Genomic DNA, 18,504 nt, shown 5'->3' on the forward strand with positions numbered 1-18,504 from the left:
GTGGCTCTTGCAGTGCGACTGGAGCGGTTCCTGGATCAACAGGGCATAGCCTACAAAGAGCGATCTATTGATCGGGTGCCAAGCCTGGATGCGGCGGTGCCTGCTTTGGGGCAATCCCGGGATAAGGTTATCAGGGCAACGCTGCTGATTGATATCAGTGGGATTGTGATGGTCGTTCACAGATACGACAGTGCGCTCGATGCAGAAGCGCTCCGGAAATTGACTGGCCGCCACTTGCAGCCGCTCACGGCGCATCAGACCATGCGGCTTTTCAGCGACTGCGATCCGGGATTTATACCACCGATTGGCAATGCTTACGATCTACCGGTTCTGTTGGACGATGATGTTGCCCGGGCCGAGCAGGTGCTGTTTTCCAGTGGCACGGACCACTCTCTGGTTGAAATGAATGGCCATGCCCTGAGCATGGCCATGGCCGGCTCGCGGGAAGGGCATCTGGCGATCCGCGGCCCGGGCGATGATGGTGCCCAGGAGGCGCTGACATTAGCAGAAGTGGCGAGCAAGCTGAAAAAACTGTACCGGCTGCCACCGATGCCGGCATTGGCTTTACGCATTCTGCGCCTGACTTCCAACACCGAGGCCACTGCCCGTGAGTTGGCAGAGCTGATCGAGTTTGACCCCAGCCTGACAGCGCAGGTGATGCGCTATGCACGATCAGCCCTGTTCAACTACCCTGGCCAGATCAATTCCGTTCAGGAAGCGGTCACCCGCGTATTGGGCTTTGATCGCGTCGCTCATATAGCACTGGGTATCGCCTCAGTGCGGGCGTTTGATGTGCCCAGGGCAGGCCTCCTTGGAATGGATAATTTCTGGCGCCACTCACTATACTGCGCCTTTATGTGCCAACGCATTGCGCCTCGCTGTGGTGCGGACAAGGGCCTGGCCTATCTGTGTGGCCTTTTGCACAACTTTGGTTTGCTGCTGGTGGGTCACCTGTTCCCTATCGAATTCAAAGAGCTCAACCAGTTGCGCGAAGCGAATCCCGAAGCCAGCATGCAATCACTTGAACAACAGGTGTTTGGTCAGGGCAGTGAGCAGGAAATTATTGCGGTTGGGCACGGAGCCATTGGTGGTATTTTGCATCGGTTATGGGAGTTGCCTGATCCGGTGGTCAAAGCAGCAGGCGTTCATCAGCAACCGGGTTATCAAGGTGAGCATGAGAACTATGTAATGATGGTGCAACTGGCCAATGCGCTGTTAAAGGATCGGGGTATCGGTGATGAGTTTAACCCAGATGACATTCCGGCGCTGCTGAAAGGGTTGGAATTGGCGCCTGGTGTCGTAAGCGAGCTGATGGATGAAATTGATCAGGTTGCCCCGGAGCTGGATGCTCTTGCATCCTCACTGACCACCTGACTGCGACCTTTCGGGCTTCTGCAGCACGACCGTGTTCCCGAGATGATACGGAGGTCGACTTTCTCTGAGGTGCCTGACTTCGTATAATGCGCCATCTCTGAATCCTTCGGACATCTGTTCTGAAGGGAGAAGTTGTCGCAAAGACGCAGGTTTTTGCCACAACTTTTCCAACTATAATGACGAAAACGGGAGCACAGCGTTATGCGAATCATCATGTTAGGCGCACCAGGCGCCGGAAAGGGGACTCAGGCCCAGTTCATTACTGAACGCTTCGGTATTCCCCAGATTTCCACCGGTGACATGCTTCGGGCGGCGGTCAAGGCCGAGTCCGAGCTTGGTAAACAGGTTAAAGAGGTTATGACAACCGGTGGTCTGGTATCTGACGATATTATTATTGCGTTGATTAAGGAGCGGATTCAGCAACCGGACTGCAAAAACGGTTTTCTGCTGGACGGTTTTCCCCGCACCATTCCTCAGGCTGAAGCTCTGAAAGACCAAGGTATAGTTATCGACTACGTTGTCGAGATCGCCGTGGATGATGAAGAGATTGTCAGCCGCCTGTCAGGCCGCCGTGTGCACGAAGGCAGTGGTCGCATCTACCACGTCAAATACGATCCGCCGAAAGTGGAAGGCAAGGACGACGAAACCGGGGAGCCGCTGATGCAGCGCCCCGACGACACGGAAGAAACCGTTCGCAAACGCCTGAAGATTTATCACGATCAGACAGCACCGTTGATCGACTATTATCAGGATCTGGCTGAAAATCAGCCTGAACTGGCACCTGAATATGTGCGGGTAGAAGGTGTTGGCAGTCTGGACAGTATTCGCGATCAGATTCGCGCCAGACTGAAGTAATCCGAGGCCGCGCTCGCTTGTGAAACTTTTGGCACTGGACACCTCATCGGAGGGCTGCTCTGCAGCCCTTTTTACAGATGGTAGAGTTACCGAGAAGTTTGAAATTGCCCCCAGAGGCCATACTCGCCTGCTGATGCCGATGATTCGCGCGTTGCTGGCGGAACAAGGACTGAAACCTGCAGATCTTGACGCTTTGGCGTTCGCTCGCGGCCCAGGTTCATTTACCGGTGTTCGTATTGCCACAGGTGTGGTTCAGGGATTGGCGTGGGGCCTTGGGCTACCAGTCGTTGCTGTATCTTCGCTCGAGACCGTTGCTTTGGGGGCCATTGAAGCTTTACAGGTGGGTGAGGGCGAGGGCATTGCTGTTGCTTTTGATGCCCGTATGAGTGAGGTCTACTGGGGATGTTTTCGCAATCGTTCGGGTTTGCCGGAGTTGCTGGGTGAGGAGAGGGTTTGTCCGCCATCCAGGGTGGCTCTGATGGAAGCTGGCATTGTAAATTGGATTGGCGCAGGCCAAGGCTGGGCTTTTCGCGACGGCATGCCTGCCGATGTATCAGCACGAATCAATTCCGTAGATGACGCACTTATCCCCCGGGCCAGCTGGGTAGCACGCCTGGCTGCGGTGAAGTATAGCCAGGACATGGCTGTGCCGGCAGAGCAGGCCCAACCGGTATACATTCGCGATGAAGTTACCTGGAAGAAGCTGCCTGGCCGCGAGTAAGTCTTTTAATCGACCCGGAGTTCTTCCATACTTCGACAAGTAGCGATTATTTCTCTGAAGCCAGTGGTGCTCTGACAATGATTGGTGGTATTAACCCAGGCAGTACACTCCCCTATCAGTCGGGCACCAACAGCCCAGTACGGGAACGCAGTGATGTTGCCCGTTCTCCGGCGTCTGCTCCCGAGAAACCAGCCGAATCAGCCCACCGTGATCTTGCAGGCAGCCCGCTTCAACCAGTGTCAGAACTAAGTGTCAGCGAGAGCACAGAGCGTCGTGTAGAGGCTCGTCGCGCGGCTGATAATGTGCGTCTGGAGCGTTTCCGTGCGGAGGAGGTTTCGCTAACCGCTGCCCGGGCGTTATCGACCTTTGCCAGCGTCGCTGCAGCCGGTCAGGAATCCGGTAGCACCGCGCTCGCCGGAATCGATATTCTGGTCTGATGTCGCGCTCCAAAGTATCGAATGCCTCACCCCAAGCTGAAACCATTCCGCTGGCAGTTGCCAGAAGCCCCTTGGGTGATGATCATCAAGCCCTGTCCCTGAGTACCGATCTTTCCTTGCCTTATCTGGGTGTAGTGCTCCCCAAAGATGTGCGACATGCCAATGCTCTGCTGTTTCTGGATGAAAGCGGCTTGTGTCTTCAGATGGCCGGGAAAGGTGCTCCAGGCCCAGTGAGGGCAGAGTTCGTAACCGGTAAGATGGGATATCGCCGTGAGCATGGTGGTGGCTCAGGCCAACTTGTAGCTCGTGCCGTAGGCCTGCAGAAAACAAAGGCGGGACTGCATGTACTGGACGCCACGGCAGGCCTGGGTCAGGATGCTTTTGTGCTTGCTGGTTTGGGGTGTCGGGTTAGCCTTTTCGAGCGCAACCCTGTGGTTCACGCGTTGCTGGCAGATGGCTTGGCGCGGGCGGCACTGAATATGGATTGCGCACCGATCATCGCCCGGATGACACTCCGGGCCGGTAGCAGTATTGACTGGCTGACTAAAGCAGGGGAAGCGTCGGAAACGCCCGACGCTGCAGATGTCATCTATCTCGATCCCATGTTCCCGCACAGGGACAAATCGGCGCTGGTGAAGAAGGAAATGCAGGTGTTCCGAACCGTCGTGGGGGATGACGACGATTCGGAAGCCTTGCTGGAGGCTGCATTAGCCGCAGCAAGGTATCGGGTGGTGGTGAAGCGCCCGCGTAAGGCCCCGGCAATTAGCGGGCCGGAGCCAGGCACCCGGGTAGAGGGCAAGAGCAGTCGTTACGACATCTACCCGATACGCGCGCTGCCCCAACGCTAAAAGCGTTTCTACCGTCTCCCGGCATCCAATCCCTGTCAGACGCCCAGCATGGTCACTTGCTGAATAGCCTGGCGTTTCTCAACACTCAGTACCAGCCTGGCATCGTCAGCCACCTCATCCAGTCCTTCGCCATAGCAGAGTAGCCCGTTGTCATCTGTGGTGATAACGCCGTTCTTCTGCATGTTTGCGATAAAGCTACGGAACAGGCTCTTGTCAAAAAACTCAGGTGCATTCAGGCCGAACAAAATGGACATGCGCTCGGCCAGCAGGGTGCTTTGCTCTTCCAGTTCTTCTGCGGTGATTTTGGCCGAACCGTATTTGCGCAGTATGCCCAGAGCAATGTGGTAACGCTCCACGGTCTGGATGATAAAGCGTGACAGTACCCTCAGGCGCAACATGGCCTCAGTGCCTTCTTCCGGGCGCTCGATTCGCTCATTGTCGAGAGCGACCAGCAGGCCCTGATCTACCAGAACATCAATCCACTGGTTGATCACCGCTTCTGCTTCTTCGGGCTGATATTTCAGGAACAGTTCCGACTGAATGTAAGGGTAGGCAACGCTGGCGAGGAAAACGATCCTGTCCCGGGCGAGGGAACTCTTGTTCTCAAACAGGCTGGCCACCAATGCCGGCAGTGCAAAAAGGTGCTGGATATTGTTGCGGTAGTAAGTCATCAGAATCGCATTGCTGCCTTGCAGCCCGATGATGTCCCCCAGTTTTTGCGGCTGGCGCGAGATCAGCCCCATGGATTCACAATAGGCGACCCAGTCTTTGCCTGTTCCTTCAGGCAAGGTTACGGTTTCGGCGTAAGGAAAGGCTTTCAGCAGCTCCGCGTACTGATCTGCCAGACGAATAAGCTGACCTTCATCCATAGCCAGTCGCTCGGCGCCAAGCAGCACGGTTGCGATCATGCCAATGGGGTTAACGGCAACAGAGGCGTTGATGTCCGAGGCGACTCGCAGTGCCAGATGGGAAACAGCGTCGTTCAGCCAGGCAGGGCGGTATTCGGAATCATAGGCTTCATCCCGCCAGCTTTCATGAACCTCGTCCAGGACGTCAGAAAGGTGTATGGCTTCACCAAAGTTAACCGCAACACGCCCAAAGGAATTACTGAGTTTGCGGGCGGTCTTTGCCAAACCAAGTACACTTTCCTTCTGTTTTTTCTTGCCTCTGAGTTCTCCAAGGTAAGAGCGCCCCTCCATGACTTTTTCATAACCAATATACACGGGCACGAATACAATCGGCTTGCGATGATCGCGCAGAAAGCTGCGCACGGTCATGGAGAGCATGCCCGGGCGCGGTTGTAGCATGCGCCCGGTGCGGCTACGGCCACCTTCCACAAAATACTCAACCGAATAGCCGCGGGTAAGCATGACATGCATGTATTCATTGAAAACTGTCGAATACAGTGGGTTATCGCGGAAGCTTCGGCGCATAAAAAAAGCACCGCCCCTTCGCAGAATTGGCCCGACCAACGGCATGTTCAGGTTGATACCAGCAGCGATATGCGGGGGCATCAAGCCGTTCTTGTAAAGTACGTAAGACAGCAGGAGGTAGTCGATATGAGAGCGGTGGCAGGGCACATAAACAACGGCATTGTTCTGCGCGGATTCTTTCACAACACGGATGTTGTTGACCGAAATTCCGTTGTAGATGCGGTTCCACAACCAGGCGAGAAGCACCTCAAAAACACGGATGGTAACGACGGACATATTGGCAGCGATTTCATCGGCGTATTTAAGTGCCCGGGCGCGCACCTTTGCTGGCGCAATGTCCTCTTCAATCGCGGTTTCCCGTATGGCTTCCTTTACCGCCTGGGTCCTTAGAAGGCCTTCAACCAAGGTTCTACGGTGTGACAGGTCAGGGCCAAGCACGGCTTGTCGAATTTTGCGGAAATGGGTGCGCAGAATTCGGGCAAGTTTGCGGTTTGCGCGCTCTTCGCTGTGACGATATTCGTCGATGACCTGTTTCAGGGAGAGCGGTCTGTTGAATTGCACGTAGGTATTGCGACCGTGCACCAGAATAATCAGAAACTTCTGCAGCCGGCCAGCGACAGACCAGGTGTCGGATAGCAGCAGTTTCACCAGAGATTTTTCTTTGTCCGGAGAGCGACCCCAGAAAAGAGATACCGGAACAATCTGAACATCCTGCTCTGGATTCTCAAGGCCGTAGCGCACCAGCGCCTGGAATTCGCTGGTCGGAACGGGTGTCTGGCGCCTACGGAACAGGCCACCAATACGCCGATAGAGAAAAAAAAACGAATGTGAAGGGCCGTTTTTTACCGGAAGCGATGTGGTTGCACCCGGCAGCTGCGCCCGTATCACTTCCTGTTCAAGCACCAGGCGGCTGGAAAGAGAACTGTACTGCAGCACGTAACACACCGGCTTTTCCGGCATCAGCCCCAGGGCATCAACGCTGTTTCCGCTGACATCTGTCCGGACCCATAGAAACAGTATTTTCCGGAATAAGGTCAGGATCAGACTTCGAATACCCTGGTAAAGACGCATAAAAAGTCGCTCCGATGAAAACAGGGGCCAAGTTTACTTGGTTGCGTACAGGCCGGAAAGCCAAGGCTGCATTCTTGATGACCACAGCTCTGTGGTACATTTCGGTTTGGCCCGCTTATAACCAAGGTTCTATGACAGATGGCGACATCAACAATTCAGTGGAGTCCTGGCTGGACCACCAAGGCACCCGAGCAGGGTGATCTGGTTCTGGCGCTGTCTGGCTCCGGTATTTTCAAACCGGACGATGGCTGGTTGCAAACGCTGGAAAATATCCCTGACAATCCCGAAAATGCCGGCTTTGTATCGCTTGGAAGCGTCAATGGTCGCCCGGTTTTCGTGACGCAAGTACCGGAATCTCTGGTTGCGGCCCGCGACGTTGTTCCGCTGCGGGATGCGCTGATGATGATCAGCGATGTACCGGCAGCTATGCTCAGTACCGGCTTTCAGGTATGGCAGTGGTTCCAGGATCACCAGTACTGTGGCCGCTGCGGTGGTGGCACGGTTTTTCATCCTCGGGAGCGAGCGAAATGGTGTAACAATTGCAATATTCCCTGGTACCCGCGGCTTGCCCCCTGCGTTATTGTGGTTATACGCAAGCAGGATCGGTATCTCCTGGCAAAGTCGTCTCGCGTTAAACGTCATTTTTATAGCCTTATTGCGGGTTTTGTGGAGCCCGGAGAAAGCCTGGAAGCCGCGGTTGCCCGTGAAGTGAAAGAAGAAACCGGGCTGGATATCACCAATATTCAGTATCAGGCGTCAGAGCCCTGGCCGTTCCCGCACCAGTTGATGGCGGGATTCTTTGCCGATTATGCCGGTGGCGAGCTGGTTCTTCAGGAAGACGAGCTGGCGGACGCTGGCTGGTTTTTGCCCGGAAGCAGACCCCCGGTTCCGCCGGATACCACCATATCCGGGCGCCTGATTCGGGATATGGAAATCAGGATCGCTGGCGGAGGGCGAGGACTTTGAGCGAGCATGGGGCGCCCCGGATTCTGGTTTTTGACTCCGGTGTTGGCGGGCTGAGCGTTGCGGCTTGTGTTCATGAAAAACTGCCACACGCGTCGATTGTATATCTGGCGGATAACGCAGCTTTTCCCTACGGCGGGCAGCCAGAATCTGTTGTGATTGAGCGTTGCTGCACCCTCATTGCCAGCGCGCTTGAACAATACCCTTGCGACGCGATTGTTATAGCTTGCAATACCGCCAGCACCATCGCGCTGCCGCACCTGCGAGCGATGACAGAGGTACCGGTAGTTGGGGTGGTGCCGGCTGTTAAACCGGCAGCAGCCCGGACACTGAATCATCGCATAGGCCTTTTGGCCACCCCGGCAACGGTGCGCCGGCCCTATCTCGACGAGCTGGTTCGGGAGTTTGCAGCCGATTGCCAGGTTGAACGCGTGGGTCACCCCGGGCTTGTGCAATGGGCGGAAGATCTGGCACGCGGGGTGCCAGTGCCTCAAGTCGAACTCGACAAGGCGGTTGCTAGCCTGCGCGATGCCGGCGTCGATACCGTTGTTCTTGGGTGCACCCACTATCCGCTTTTGCTCGAGAGCCTTAAACAGAGCCTGCCTGAGGTAAAATTCTGGGTAGATTCAGGGGATGCTATTGCCCGCCGTGTCGTGTGGCTTCTGGCACAAGCGGGAAAGCCTTTCGAAGCGCTTGAGTATGGCGGTGCAGTGGTAGCGGCTCTCTTCTCGGGCAATGCGCCGGAAGGTGTTGCCAGCTATATGGCGGACCTGGGGCTGAAACCGAAGAGAGTTGCCGGGCATTGGCCCTGCAAATCATAGCCCCTGGGTTAGTTTGAACATGGCAAGAAACTCCAGGGCCGGTATGCTCCGGTTATGGCAGCAGTAATCCATGCTCATTAGTTTGAAGTGCTTTTTCTCCGTGACCTCGAGGCCCAGGCGCCGCATGTGCTCCGGGTAGCAGAAATCACCCACAACAACGCTGGCGTCGGCTTTGCCCAGCTGAATCAGGTGTTCCAGAACCTGCACCATCATGGTTTCTGACAGGTCAACCACGGTAACCTCGGCTCCCAGTTCCGCTGCGCGTATGGCGTCCCTACCGTGGCCAATGTCTTGTAAATCTGAGCTTAGTGAGCAAGGTAGGGAAATTATGTGCAGCAATGCGCATTTCCGGATACACAAATTAACGAGCGGCAACACTTTGCAAACAGGGTCAAGGTTTTGGTTAGGAGTGTCTGACAATATTTGGAGGGTGAAGAAATCAGCCAGGTACGGCTGTAGGGACTGTTGTCAGTGCCAGTAGTTTGCTGATATCTGTCGCGGGCTGTGCCGGACCGTAGAAGAAACCTTGTACCTGATGACAGCCAAGACTGCGCAGGTACTCAAGTTGTTTATCTGTTTCGACACCTTCGGCGACGATTTCCAGTTTCAGGCCGTGGGCCATGGCAATAATGGCATTAACAATACAGGCATCATCCACGCCACTGCGAATGGCTTTAACGAAAGACTGGTCTACCTTCAGGGTGTGGATAGGTAACCGATGCAGATAATTTAGTGACGAATAACCGGTACCAAAATCATCGATAGCAATACGGACGCCCAAGTCGGCGAGCTCACGGAGCTTTTGGCTGATCTGCTCCAGGTCGTTCATGATCACGTTTTCAGTAATTTCGATCTCCAGGTTTCCTGGAGGGAATCGGTTTGCATTAACCCGGTCCATCAGGGTCTCTACAAACCTGGGGTGCTCGACCTCAACGGGAGAGAGGTTGACCGCCAGGCGCAGATCCTGGTGGCCAGCACGGATCCATCGGCCCACATCCCGGCAAGCCTGGTCCAGAACCTGCTCGCTCAGTTGGCTGATCAGTTTGGTTTCTTCTGCCAGTCCCAGAAAGTCCCGGGGGTAGAGCAAGCCGCGTTCAGGGTGCTGCCAGCGCACCAATGCTTCAAGGCCTACAATCCGATCCGTCGCTGCGCAAACCTGGGGCTGATAAAATACCCGTAGCTCACCACGCTCAAGTGCCAGACGCAGATCCCGCTCCAGATGCAGGCGGTTCGTGCTGTCGACACTCATACTCTCCGAGAAAAAGCGATAGCTGTCTTTGCCTCTGGCTTTGACGTTGTACATGGCGATATCCGCATTCTGGATAAGCTGATCCATGGTCTCGCCCGCTTCCGGGTATGTGGAGATACCGATGCTGACGCCCACGAATACTTCATGTTCGCCCAGCAGAAACGGAGCTTTGAGCGTCTTGATCAGTTTTCTGGCGATCTGACTGGCATCTTCGTTGCTGTGAATTGATGGCAGCAGCAGCGTGAACTCGTCGCCGCCGAATCGCGACAGGGTGTCACCCTTGCGCAGACAGCTTTCGAGGCGCTGGGTCACAGCTTGCAGAAGCCGGTCGCCCATCGCGTGACCAAGGGTATCGTTGATAACCTTGAAACGATCAAGATCGAGAAACATCACAGCCAGTTTCTGCCTCTCTCGGCGGGCATGGGTGATTGCCAGTTCCAGACGATCTTTGAACAGGGCGCGGTTCGGCAAGCGTGTGAGCAGGTCATGATAAGCCTGGAAATTGATAAACGCCTCAGCTTCCTTGCGCTCGGTAACGTCCCGGGCAGTTCCGTAATAGCTGGCGTTCTGACCACTGCTGCCACCCTGGGTGCGACTGTTCTGTGTCCAGGACTGAGGGTCGATGGGAAAGGCTGTTATTTCGAAGTGTCGAGTGGCTCGTCGGCTGCCACGGGTTTTAAGGCGTATCTCGAGGGTGCGGGGGTTGTCTGCGCTTATATCCGGTGCGTTGAGTGCGTATATACCCCTGGCGACATCACGGTCATCCAGAATGTGCCGGAAATGACTTCCACAGAGTTCCGCCGGCTTGTAACCCAACAGACTTTCGACCTTGCTGTTAATAAAGCAGAAATGGCCTTCTGCATCGAGCATGAAAACGATGTCGGGTGAACTGTTAACAATGTACCGATGCAAGGCTTCGGATTTCTCAAGGCGTACCTGTATGTGTTCATGGGCCTTGAGTAACGATTGTTTGCCAACGACGCCTTTTACAGTGGCGATCAGTTCTTCCGGATCAAAAGGCTTGCGGATGTAGTCCAGAGCGCCGCGCCTGAGCGCTCGGCTGACAGCGGTGAATGAGCTTTCTCCACTGATTACGATATTACCGCATTCGGGCTGTTGGTTCTCAAGATAGGCCATAACGGCGAAGCCATCGACCCCTGGCATGCGCAAGTCCAGCAGAGCAAGATCAAATTGCCGAGCGCCTATCAATTCACACGCGTGTTTTCCACCATTAGCCTCGGTGACATCGTAACCGCAGCCACGTAGCAACGAGGCCAGCGAACTCACCAGGCGCGGCTCGTCGTCGACCACGAGGATGCGTGACGCTGCCTCCTGCGAGAGGAGCTTGTTGGACTGTTCAGGTGCCATCTATGGGTATCCGTTCTTCGTTATCAGTCGGATTTGATTTCTTCCTCGCTCGCCGCCGGCAGCAGAATTCGGAAAGTGGTGCCTTCCTGCCTCGCGTGACAAGCAATGATACCGTCCATGTCATCCACAAGCTGCTTCACAATACTCAAGCCGAGGCCGCTGTGACCTTCTCCTTTTGTGGTCTTACCCGGCGTGAACAGCGCGTCCCGGATGGTACCGGGGATGCCTGAACCGGTATCGGTCACTTCCATCTCTACCCAGTTGCGGCAGCCTTGCCACACGGGGGCTGATGTCTTTATTGTAACGCCACCACCGTCACTTGGCAGACTTTCCACGGCGTTTCTGACCAGGTTAATCAGAATCTGGCGGATAGCTGACGGGCTGGCAATAACAAGCGTCGGTGTGCTACACATTAGCACGTTAAAATGCAGGTTGTTGGCACTGAACAGGCTGTTTTCAAGCACCCGTGCAAGGCTTTGCAATTCGGTATTAAGGTCAGACATTGTTTCGCCTGTGTCGTCGTCGGTGTCTTGGCTCATCTGCAGCAGCAGGTTGCCCGCACGATCCAGTTCGTCTTGCACAACACCCAGTTCTTCCCGTGCTTCGGGGTCATCAAGCCGGTTGCACAGCTGATGAATGTACTGCCGTATTATAGTCAGGGGGTTGCTGATCTCGTGCACCTGTCTGCGCAGCTTTTCGATGGCAACTTTATGATCTATCCCGGCGCTCTGTGCATCGCTCTCGAAGGATGCATTTTTTTCCTGCAGAACAGAGGACAGTTGTTCTGTAAACAGGCGTATAAGCTCAGTGGTTGTATCCGGTGTGTTGCCGTCGGTACCCAGCACAAACACGCCAGGGCACTGATCACCTGTGACCACCGGGATGGCCGTCAACGAGGAAGTTCGCAACAACGATAAAAGCTGGCGGTCCAGCACGGCAGGTTTATGCTCGTTGAGACTGACAGGCATCCTCGAGTTAAAGGCCTCGGTAAGCACGCTGTCACCTGCCTGCGCGGTCACCGCCAGGTGGGGGTGTGGTCCGGTGGTACCGGAAAGCAGGACAAGGCTGTCATCATCGTATCCGAAACACAGTGCGGGCCGTCCGGTAATCAGCGTCAGGCTGTTAACCGTTTCTGCAAGAATGACGCCGCTCTTGCCGGTAAGGTCGGCAAAGCCGATGGCTTGTTGAGCGATGGCCTGGCGCAATACGGTCTGACGGAGTTCCAGTGACCCAGGCTCGGAGCGGTAGCTGTTGATCAACGGTATTCCCAGGGAGGCCGCCATCGCGGATACATCGTGGCTGATTCGCCGGCTTATTTCCCGGGTCAGCTCTTCACTGAGCCCAAACAGCGTGCCTGCCGCCGCAATGCCAGCCGAATCAGAAAGTGCCAAACGGGTGGAGAGGCTGATCACTTTGACCAGGTGTCCGGCATCACGCAACTCTGAAGGTAGTGCCTGCTGGTAACGCATAGCGTCGGCTGCGAAAGGGCCCAGTCCCCAGGACGTAACGAGTTCCGCAGCAATGTCTGAGTGCCGGTCCATATAAGCCTGCCGGGTTTCGGCATCCGGCGTTTTAATGGCAATCAGCTCCCCGATATTATGGAGCATGCCCAGCATAAAGGCTTCGTCGGCTTCTTGATAGCGAGTCAGGGTGGCGAGAGCGCGCGCTGTCAAAGCAGTGGTCAGAGCGTGTCGCCAGAAATCCCGTAACTGTTGCCATGCGCCAGCGCCCAGCTCGAACAGAACCTGTTGCAGGGCGGCGGTGAGTATCAATGTCTTGAAGCGCTTGGTGCCAAGGCGCGACAAGGCCTGGTCTATTGAGCGAATGCCGGGGGTGGGGCCGTAAAGGGCAGAGTTACCTAATGCCAGGATCCGAACCACCAGAGCTGTGTCTGAGGCGATGATTTCGCTGATCTCGCGATAGTTCCCATCCTTGTTGCAAGCCTCAAGCGCACGCAGTGTAACCTCCGGAAGACTAGGTAGCTGAAGGTCGGGTACTGTGTTCATAGGTTGGCCTGTTGCGCACGGAAATCAGTTTATGAAACTCTGTTCATTTTCGTTTTCAAAAATGGAGCTTAGTCAAAAAAGCGTTGATTGAAAACAACCGTTGCTCTTTTATTGATCAGCGTATTCATTGTGGCGTGATATGTGTACAATTTTTACAGGTTAGAGCGCATTTGTTTTTGTTGCAAGGATGTAAAAACGCGTGCCATGAATGCTCAGGATACTCGCAAACATAAAACGAACCCACCCAGAACCATTGCTGTAACCGGCGGTAAGGGGGGCGTGGGTAAAACATCAGTCGCCCTTAATCTGGCACTCACCCTGGCCCGTCATGAAAAACGTGTGCTGTTGCTGGACGGCGACACCGATCTTGCCAATGTCAGCATCATGTTGGGTCTCTATCCGGAGCGAACGCTTGCAAATGTCATTGCCGGCGAGTGTCGGCTCGAGGATATTTTGCTGGAGGCGGATTTTGGCCTGCACATCGTTCCGGGTGCTTCCGGTGTCCAGGAGTGTATGGACATGGAGCCGGACGAGAGTATTCGTATCCTGCGAGCCCTCTCCAAGCTTGAGAGCCGATACGATTACGTTATAACGGATACTGCGGCCGGCCTTCAGCCTATTTCCTTGCATATGATTGCGGCGGCTGAGTTGGCTTGTGTTGTGGTTACTCCGGATCCGGCCTCGCTGACGGACGCGTTTTCCTTGATCAAGGTACTGAAGCGTCGGGGTTACCGCAGAACCCCCAGCGTGCTGATCAACATGGCGCAGGGTGTCAGCCAGGCCCGTTCGGTGTTCCAGCGCCTCGATTCGGCGGCACGGCGTCATCTGCAATGCTCTCTTCATTATATGGGGGGTATCTGGCGCGACGAGACCTTGCGCCAATCGGTGCTGAATCAGAGGCCGGTTGCACTGTTGCCGCCTTCGGATCCGTCTTGTCGTCAGTTCGAAACCTTGGCAGACATGGTCGATGTGCGTTTGTCGCAATTGCCCCCTCGTAAAGCCGGCATCGCCGCTTACTGGCATTCTGTTTCGAAGCGGAGCCCGGGCCGCAAGCATAAAGCTGATGCGGCTGCGCCTGCGGTGGCCAGCCCTCGCGAGCGCTGCGTGCAGGCCGTTGGCGAGCTGGAAGCCGTATTCGGGCAGGCACCCGAGAACGTAACGCTGCGTTATGAAGCGTTCACGCGTTTGTTTGCCCTGCTGGGCCAGACGCCAAACAGTGATGTCGTTGAAATTATTCAGGCCGGGCTTGGTGCAATCGACTGGGAGATCCTCGCCCTCGATCAGCGTGAGCACCTGGCAAATCACCTGAGACATCTTGCGTATGAGATTTCGTTATCTTCAGATGCCGTAAAGAGCGAGCAAGGCGCATCGCAGCGTTCACTTCCCGAGCCGTCCTACGATCGGGTCAGCTTTGGCGATCAGGACAAGCTGGTCCGGGTGTTGAAAGAACAACCCGCCGATATTTCACTGAATCAGTTCCTCCGGTCGCTGGCGGGCAAGGAAAATAACGGCGACTGAGGCCTCTCGATGGATCATTTCTGCACAGACATGCCTGTTAATCCGTCATTTCATCAGCTGTGTTTGTGGCGTAGCGTTCTGGTAATAGGGATGCGGTATGTCACGGCACTGTCACTGAGATTGTGTAAGGATCAGGTACTGCAGGGATCCAGGAAAGGGAGGTTTCAAAATGGTAGCGCGGCAAAGGGGGGTGGGAATGTCTTCGTCAAAGGTGCTGGAGCAGCTTCGTGGTAAGCATGTCCTGATTACGGGCACCACGGGCTTTTTAGGGAAGGTTGTTCTGGAAAAGCTGATTCGGGCAGTGCCGGATATTGGTGGCGTTCATCTGTTGATACGAGGCAATGGGCGTCACGCTGATGCTCGCAGTCGTTTTCTTGAAGAAATTGCGACCTCATCCGTGTTCGATCGCTTGCGCCAGGAGAATGGCGAGGCGTTCGAGGTTTTTCTGGAGGAGCGCTTGCACTGCGTTACTGGCGAGGTTACGCAGTACGGCTTTGGCCTGCAGCCTGAAGCATTCCGAAAGCTTGCGGACAGGATTGACGCCGTTATCAACTCTGCCGCCAGCGTCAACTTTCGGGAGGAGCTGGATAAGGCCCTGACCATCAATACGCTGTGCCTTGAAAATATCGCCGGGTTGGCGCGCCAGAACCCGGAGCTCGCGGTTATTCAGGTGTCCACCTGTTACGTAAACGGCAAGAACTCAGGGCAAATTACCGAATCGGTGATCAAGCCTGCGGGCGATGATATTCCCCGTAGCCCAGTGGGCTACTATGAAATCGAAGAGCTGATCCGGGTGCTAAACGACTGCATTGCCGATGTGCGCTCGCGCTACTCCGGTAAAATGCTGGAACGCAAGCTTGTGGACCTGGGTATCCGGGAGGCAAACCGCTATGGTTGGAGTGATACCTATACCTTCACCAAGTGGCTGGGTGAGCAGTTGCTTATGAAAGCTCTCGACGGCCGTGCTCTCACTATTATGCGCCCGTCCATTATTGAGAGTGCGCTCGAAGAACCGGCGCCGGGCTGGATTGAGGGTGTGAAAGTGGCTGATGCCATCATTCTTGCCTATGCCAGAGAAAAGGTAACCGTGTTTCCCGGTAAACGCTCCGGCATTATTGACGTTATCCCTGTCGACCTTGTCGCGAACGCTATTATCCTGGCCGTCGCGGAAGCGCTTGGTGAGCCAGCACAGCAGCGGGTCTATCAGTGCTGCAGCGGCAGTTCCAATCCTGTATCCCTGGGTGAGTTTATTGATCACCTGATGGCGGAAGCCAAATCCAATTACGCAGCCTATGAACAACTTTTCCGCCGTCAGCCGGTCAAGCCTTTTATTGCTGTGAACCGGGCCGTTTTCGATGCTCTGGTGGGCGGCGCGCGAATGCCCCTGAGTATGATGCAGCGCATGATGCGCCAGTTGCGCATGCTGGAAAAGGGGAGTGACCTCAAGGTATTGCGAAACCTTGATACCACCCGTTCGCTGGCCACTATTTTCGGTTTCTATACCGCGCCGGATTATATATTCCGCAATGATGAGTTGCTGGCTCTGGCATCGCGCACGGGAGAAGTCGACAAGGCTCTGTTTCCAGTGGATGCGCGCCAGATCGACTGGGCTGTGTATCTGCGCAAGATTCATCTTGCAGGTTTGAACCGTTACGCACTCAATACGAAGCGCAAACCCCGCCAGCGTTCCTCCAGAGCCCGCAAGCAGGCGGCCTGATTGTGCGTCTATAGTTCAAGTGTGTTAGGACGTTGGTCTAATTCATTGTTTAGTGGCACACATGGTGAACTACATCCATGTGTCCGCAGGGCCGATCCGCCCTATCGCTCTGAATTAACAAAACCGACAATGACAACAGACTCTGATCAAAGGGGAACACAATGACTGATAAACATCTTTATCCAGTAAGCCCGGACGTGGCCGAACGGGCCTTGTTGAACCGCGAGCAGTATGACGAAATGTATCGTCAATCAGTCGAGGATCCGGATACTTTCTGGGGCGAGCATGGCAAACGCCTCGACTGGATCAAGCCGTATTCCAAGGTCAAGAACACCACTTTCGATTACGACAATCTTTCCATCAAATGGTTTGAAGACGGGCAGTTGAATGCTTCGGCCAACTGCCTTGACCGCCACCTCGCAACGCGCGGCGACCAGACGGCCATTATTTTCGAAGGCGACGATCCGGCCGATTCCCGTCACGTTACCTATCGCGAACTGCATGAAGAAACTAGCAAATTTGCCAACGTTTTGAAAGGCCTGGGTGTAAAGAAGGGTGACGTGGTCACTATCTACATGCCGATGATTGTTGAAACTGCCGTGGCGATGTTGGCTTGTGCGCGTATTGGTGCGATCCATTCGGTTGTTTTCGGCGGCTTCTCTCCAGAAGCGCTTGGCGCTCGGGTTGCCAACGGCAAGTCCCGCTTTGTAATTACCTCAGATGAAGGCCTTCGTGGTGGCCGCAAGATCCCACTCAAAAAGAACGTGGATGCGGCACTGAAGAATGAAAAGGGTGCCAACGTCGAGAAAGTCATTGTTGTCAGCCGCACCGGTAATAAGGACGTGCCCTGGAACGAAGGCCGTGATGAGCGTTATGAGGATCTGATGAAGTCTGCTTCTACAGATTGCCCGCCAGAGCCCATGAACGCGGAAGACCCTCTGTTCATGCTTTACACCTCCGGTTCTACCGGCGCGCCCAAAGGTGTGCTGCACACAACAGGCGGTTACATGGTTTACGCTTCCATGACGCACGAGTACGTATTCGATTATCACGATGGTGATGTGTACTGGTGTACAGCGGATTTCGGGTGGGTAACCGGTCACAGCTACATTCTCTACGGCCCGCTGTGTAACGGTGCGGTTTCTGTATTGTTCGAGGGTGTGCCAAATTACCCGGACAGCTCTCGCATGGGCCAGATTGTCGACAAGCATCAGGTGAATATTCTCTACACAGCACCTACTGCGATCCGGGCGTTGATGGCTGAAGGCGAAGCGTGCATGAGCGGCACAACCCGTAAGAGCCTGAAGTTGCTCGGTTCTGTTGGTGAACCAATCAACCCGGAAGCCTGGGAGTGGTACTACCGCGTGATCGGCAATGGAAAGTGCCCGATTGTGGATACCTGGTGGCAAACAGAAACCGGCGGTATTCTTATCTCGCCATTGCCCGGTGCGGTGGATCTGAAGCCGGGTTCTGCGACAGTGCCGTTCTTTGGCGTACAGCCCGGGCTTGTCGACAGCGAAGGTAATGAGTTGGAAGGAAAGGCTGACGGCAATCTCGTGATTATGGACAGCTGGCCTGGCCAGATGCGTACGATTTACGGCGATCATGAGCGCTTCAAACAGACGTATTTCAGCGCTTATAAAGGTATGTACTTTACCGGCGACGGCGCCCGTCGTGATGAAGATGGCTATTACTGGATTACCGGCCGGGTTGATGACGTGCTCAACGTATCTGGCCACCGCCTCGGTACCGCTGAGGTCGAAAGCGCTCTGGTAGCCCACGACAAGGTTGCTGAAGCAGCGGTTGTTGGCTTCCCCCACGACATCAAGGGTCAGGGCATTTATGTCTATGTGACTCTGATGCAGGGCGAAGAGCCTTCTGATGAGCTGAAAAAGGAGCTTGTGCAGTGGGTACGCAAGGAAATCGGTCCGATCGCTTCTCCGGATGTGATTCAGTGGGCTCCGGGCTTGCCTAAAACGCGATCAGGCAAGATTATGCGCCGGATTTTGCGTAAGATTGCTGCAAATGAACACGACCAGTTGGGAGACACCTCTACATTGGCAGATCCCGGTGTTGTGGACGAACTCATCGGCAGCCGCGAGTTCAAATAAGGTCTGAAAGCA

14 protein-coding genes are annotated in these 18,504 nt (G+C 55.1%); 10 read left to right on the forward strand and 4 right to left on the reverse strand.

Annotated elements, in window-relative coordinates:
• The 5 genes from ACN0V1_RS15605 to ACN0V1_RS15625 all read left to right on the forward strand — a co-directional run bounded on the left by ACN0V1_RS15605 (position 1) and on the right by ACN0V1_RS15625 (position 4,235).
• Positions 1-1,374, forward strand: a complete 1,374-nt coding sequence (locus ACN0V1_RS15605; RefSeq protein ID WP_417545936.1) for an HDOD domain-containing protein — start codon at positions 1-3, stop codon at positions 1,372-1,374.
• Between the two features lie 201 nt (positions 1,375-1,575).
• Positions 1,576-2,229 carry an adenylate kinase gene (adk, locus tag ACN0V1_RS15610; protein ID WP_417545871.1) on the forward strand — a complete coding sequence of 218 codons (654 nt, stop codon included), beginning with the start codon at positions 1,576-1,578 and terminating at the stop codon, positions 2,227-2,229.
• 19 nt (positions 2,230-2,248) lie between these two features.
• Positions 2,249-2,950: a tRNA (adenosine(37)-N6)-threonylcarbamoyltransferase complex dimerization subunit type 1 TsaB gene (gene tsaB, locus ACN0V1_RS15615; protein ID WP_417545872.1), complete on the forward strand. Its 702-nt coding sequence runs from the start codon at positions 2,249-2,251 to the stop codon at positions 2,948-2,950.
• A gap of 77 nt (positions 2,951-3,027) precedes the next feature.
• Positions 3,028-3,387, forward strand: a complete 360-nt coding sequence (locus tag ACN0V1_RS15620; protein WP_417545873.1) for a UDP pyrophosphate phosphatase — start codon at positions 3,028-3,030, stop codon at positions 3,385-3,387.
• On the forward strand, positions 3,387-4,235 hold the full coding sequence (locus tag ACN0V1_RS15625) for a class I SAM-dependent methyltransferase (protein ID WP_417545874.1): 849 nt from the start codon (positions 3,387-3,389) through the stop codon (positions 4,233-4,235). The genes ACN0V1_RS15620 and ACN0V1_RS15625 overlap by 1 nt, the downstream gene beginning before the upstream one ends.
• Positions 4,236-4,270: 35 nt before the next feature.
• On the opposite strand, the gene plsB is transcribed toward ACN0V1_RS15625, so the two are convergent.
• Positions 4,271-6,739 (reverse strand): glycerol-3-phosphate 1-O-acyltransferase PlsB, encoded by a 2,469-nt coding sequence (gene plsB, locus ACN0V1_RS15630; RefSeq protein ID WP_417545875.1) that lies wholly within the window; start codon positions 6,737-6,739, stop codon positions 4,271-4,273.
• Positions 6,740-6,877: 138 nt separating this feature from the next.
• Between plsB and nudC the strand changes: the two genes are divergently transcribed.
• Complete coding sequence (gene nudC, locus ACN0V1_RS15635) at positions 6,878-7,705, forward strand: NAD(+) diphosphatase (RefSeq protein WP_417545876.1); 828 nt, start codon at positions 6,878-6,880, stop codon at positions 7,703-7,705.
• Entirely contained in the window at positions 7,702-8,523 is an 822-nt protein-coding gene (gene murI / locus ACN0V1_RS15640; protein WP_417545877.1) for a glutamate racemase, read from the forward strand. Before nudC ends, murI begins: the two co-directional genes overlap by 4 nt.
• Here the strand turns inward: murI and ACN0V1_RS15645 are convergent.
• The 3 genes from ACN0V1_RS15645 to ACN0V1_RS15655 form a co-directional block, all read right to left on the reverse strand.
• Complete coding sequence (locus ACN0V1_RS15645) at positions 8,518-8,862, reverse strand: hypothetical protein (protein WP_417545878.1); 345 nt, start codon at positions 8,860-8,862, stop codon at positions 8,518-8,520. The genes murI and ACN0V1_RS15645 overlap by 6 nt on opposite strands.
• Positions 8,863-8,962: 100 nt before the next feature.
• Positions 8,963-11,140: an EAL domain-containing protein gene (locus ACN0V1_RS15650; protein WP_417545879.1), complete on the reverse strand. Its 2,178-nt coding sequence runs from the start codon at positions 11,138-11,140 to the stop codon at positions 8,963-8,965.
• A gap of 23 nt (positions 11,141-11,163) precedes the next feature.
• Positions 11,164-13,146, reverse strand: a complete 1,983-nt coding sequence (locus tag ACN0V1_RS15655) for an HDOD domain-containing protein (RefSeq protein ID WP_417545880.1) — start codon at positions 13,144-13,146, stop codon at positions 11,164-11,166.
• A gap of 279 nt (positions 13,147-13,425) precedes the next feature.
• Between ACN0V1_RS15655 and ACN0V1_RS15660 the strand changes: the two genes are divergently transcribed.
• The 3 genes from ACN0V1_RS15660 to acs all read left to right on the forward strand — a co-directional run bounded on the left by ACN0V1_RS15660 (position 13,426) and on the right by acs (position 18,492).
• Positions 13,426-14,664 carry an AAA family ATPase gene (locus ACN0V1_RS15660; protein WP_417545881.1) on the forward strand — a complete coding sequence of 413 codons (1,239 nt, stop codon included), beginning with the start codon at positions 13,426-13,428 and terminating at the stop codon, positions 14,662-14,664.
• Positions 14,665-14,860: 196 nt separating this feature from the next.
• Positions 14,861-16,381 (forward strand): fatty acyl-CoA reductase, encoded by a 1,521-nt coding sequence (locus ACN0V1_RS15665; RefSeq protein ID WP_417545882.1) that lies wholly within the window; start codon positions 14,861-14,863, stop codon positions 16,379-16,381.
• A gap of 161 nt (positions 16,382-16,542) precedes the next feature.
• Entirely contained in the window at positions 16,543-18,492 is a 1,950-nt protein-coding gene (gene acs / locus ACN0V1_RS15670; RefSeq protein ID WP_417545883.1) for an acetate--CoA ligase, read from the forward strand.
• Positions 18,493-18,504: the final 12 nt, after the last annotated feature.

Origin of the sequence: Marinobacter sp. (assembly GCF_048266785.1) — a bacterium.
Taxonomy (GTDB): domain Bacteria; phylum Pseudomonadota; class Gammaproteobacteria; order Pseudomonadales; family Oleiphilaceae; genus Marinobacter.

Bases quoted from the DNA above. Each gene is read 5' to 3' on its own strand.
- ACN0V1_RS15625 (WP_417545874.1), top strand. From the start codon at position 3,387: ATGTCGCGCTCCAAAGTATCGAATGCCTCACCCCAAGCTGAAACCATT.
- plsB (WP_417545875.1), bottom strand. From the start codon at position 6,739: ATGCGTCTTTACCAGGGTATTCGAAGTCTGATCCTGACCTTATTCCGG.
- ACN0V1_RS15650 (WP_417545879.1), bottom strand. From the start codon at position 11,140: ATGGCACCTGAACAGTCCAACAAGCTCCTCTCGCAGGAGGCAGCGTCA.
- nudC (WP_417545876.1), top strand. From the start codon at position 6,878: ATGGCGACATCAACAATTCAGTGGAGTCCTGGCTGGACCACCAAGGCA.
- ACN0V1_RS15620 (WP_417545873.1), top strand. From the start codon at position 3,028: ATGATTGGTGGTATTAACCCAGGCAGTACACTCCCCTATCAGTCGGGC.
- ACN0V1_RS15665 (WP_417545882.1), top strand. From the start codon at position 14,861: ATGTCTTCGTCAAAGGTGCTGGAGCAGCTTCGTGGTAAGCATGTCCTG.
- acs (WP_417545883.1), top strand. From the start codon at position 16,543: ATGACTGATAAACATCTTTATCCAGTAAGCCCGGACGTGGCCGAACGG.
- ACN0V1_RS15655 (WP_417545880.1), bottom strand. From the start codon at position 13,146: ATGAACACAGTACCCGACCTTCAGCTACCTAGTCTTCCGGAGGTTACA.
- adk (WP_417545871.1), top strand. From the start codon at position 1,576: ATGCGAATCATCATGTTAGGCGCACCAGGCGCCGGAAAGGGGACTCAG.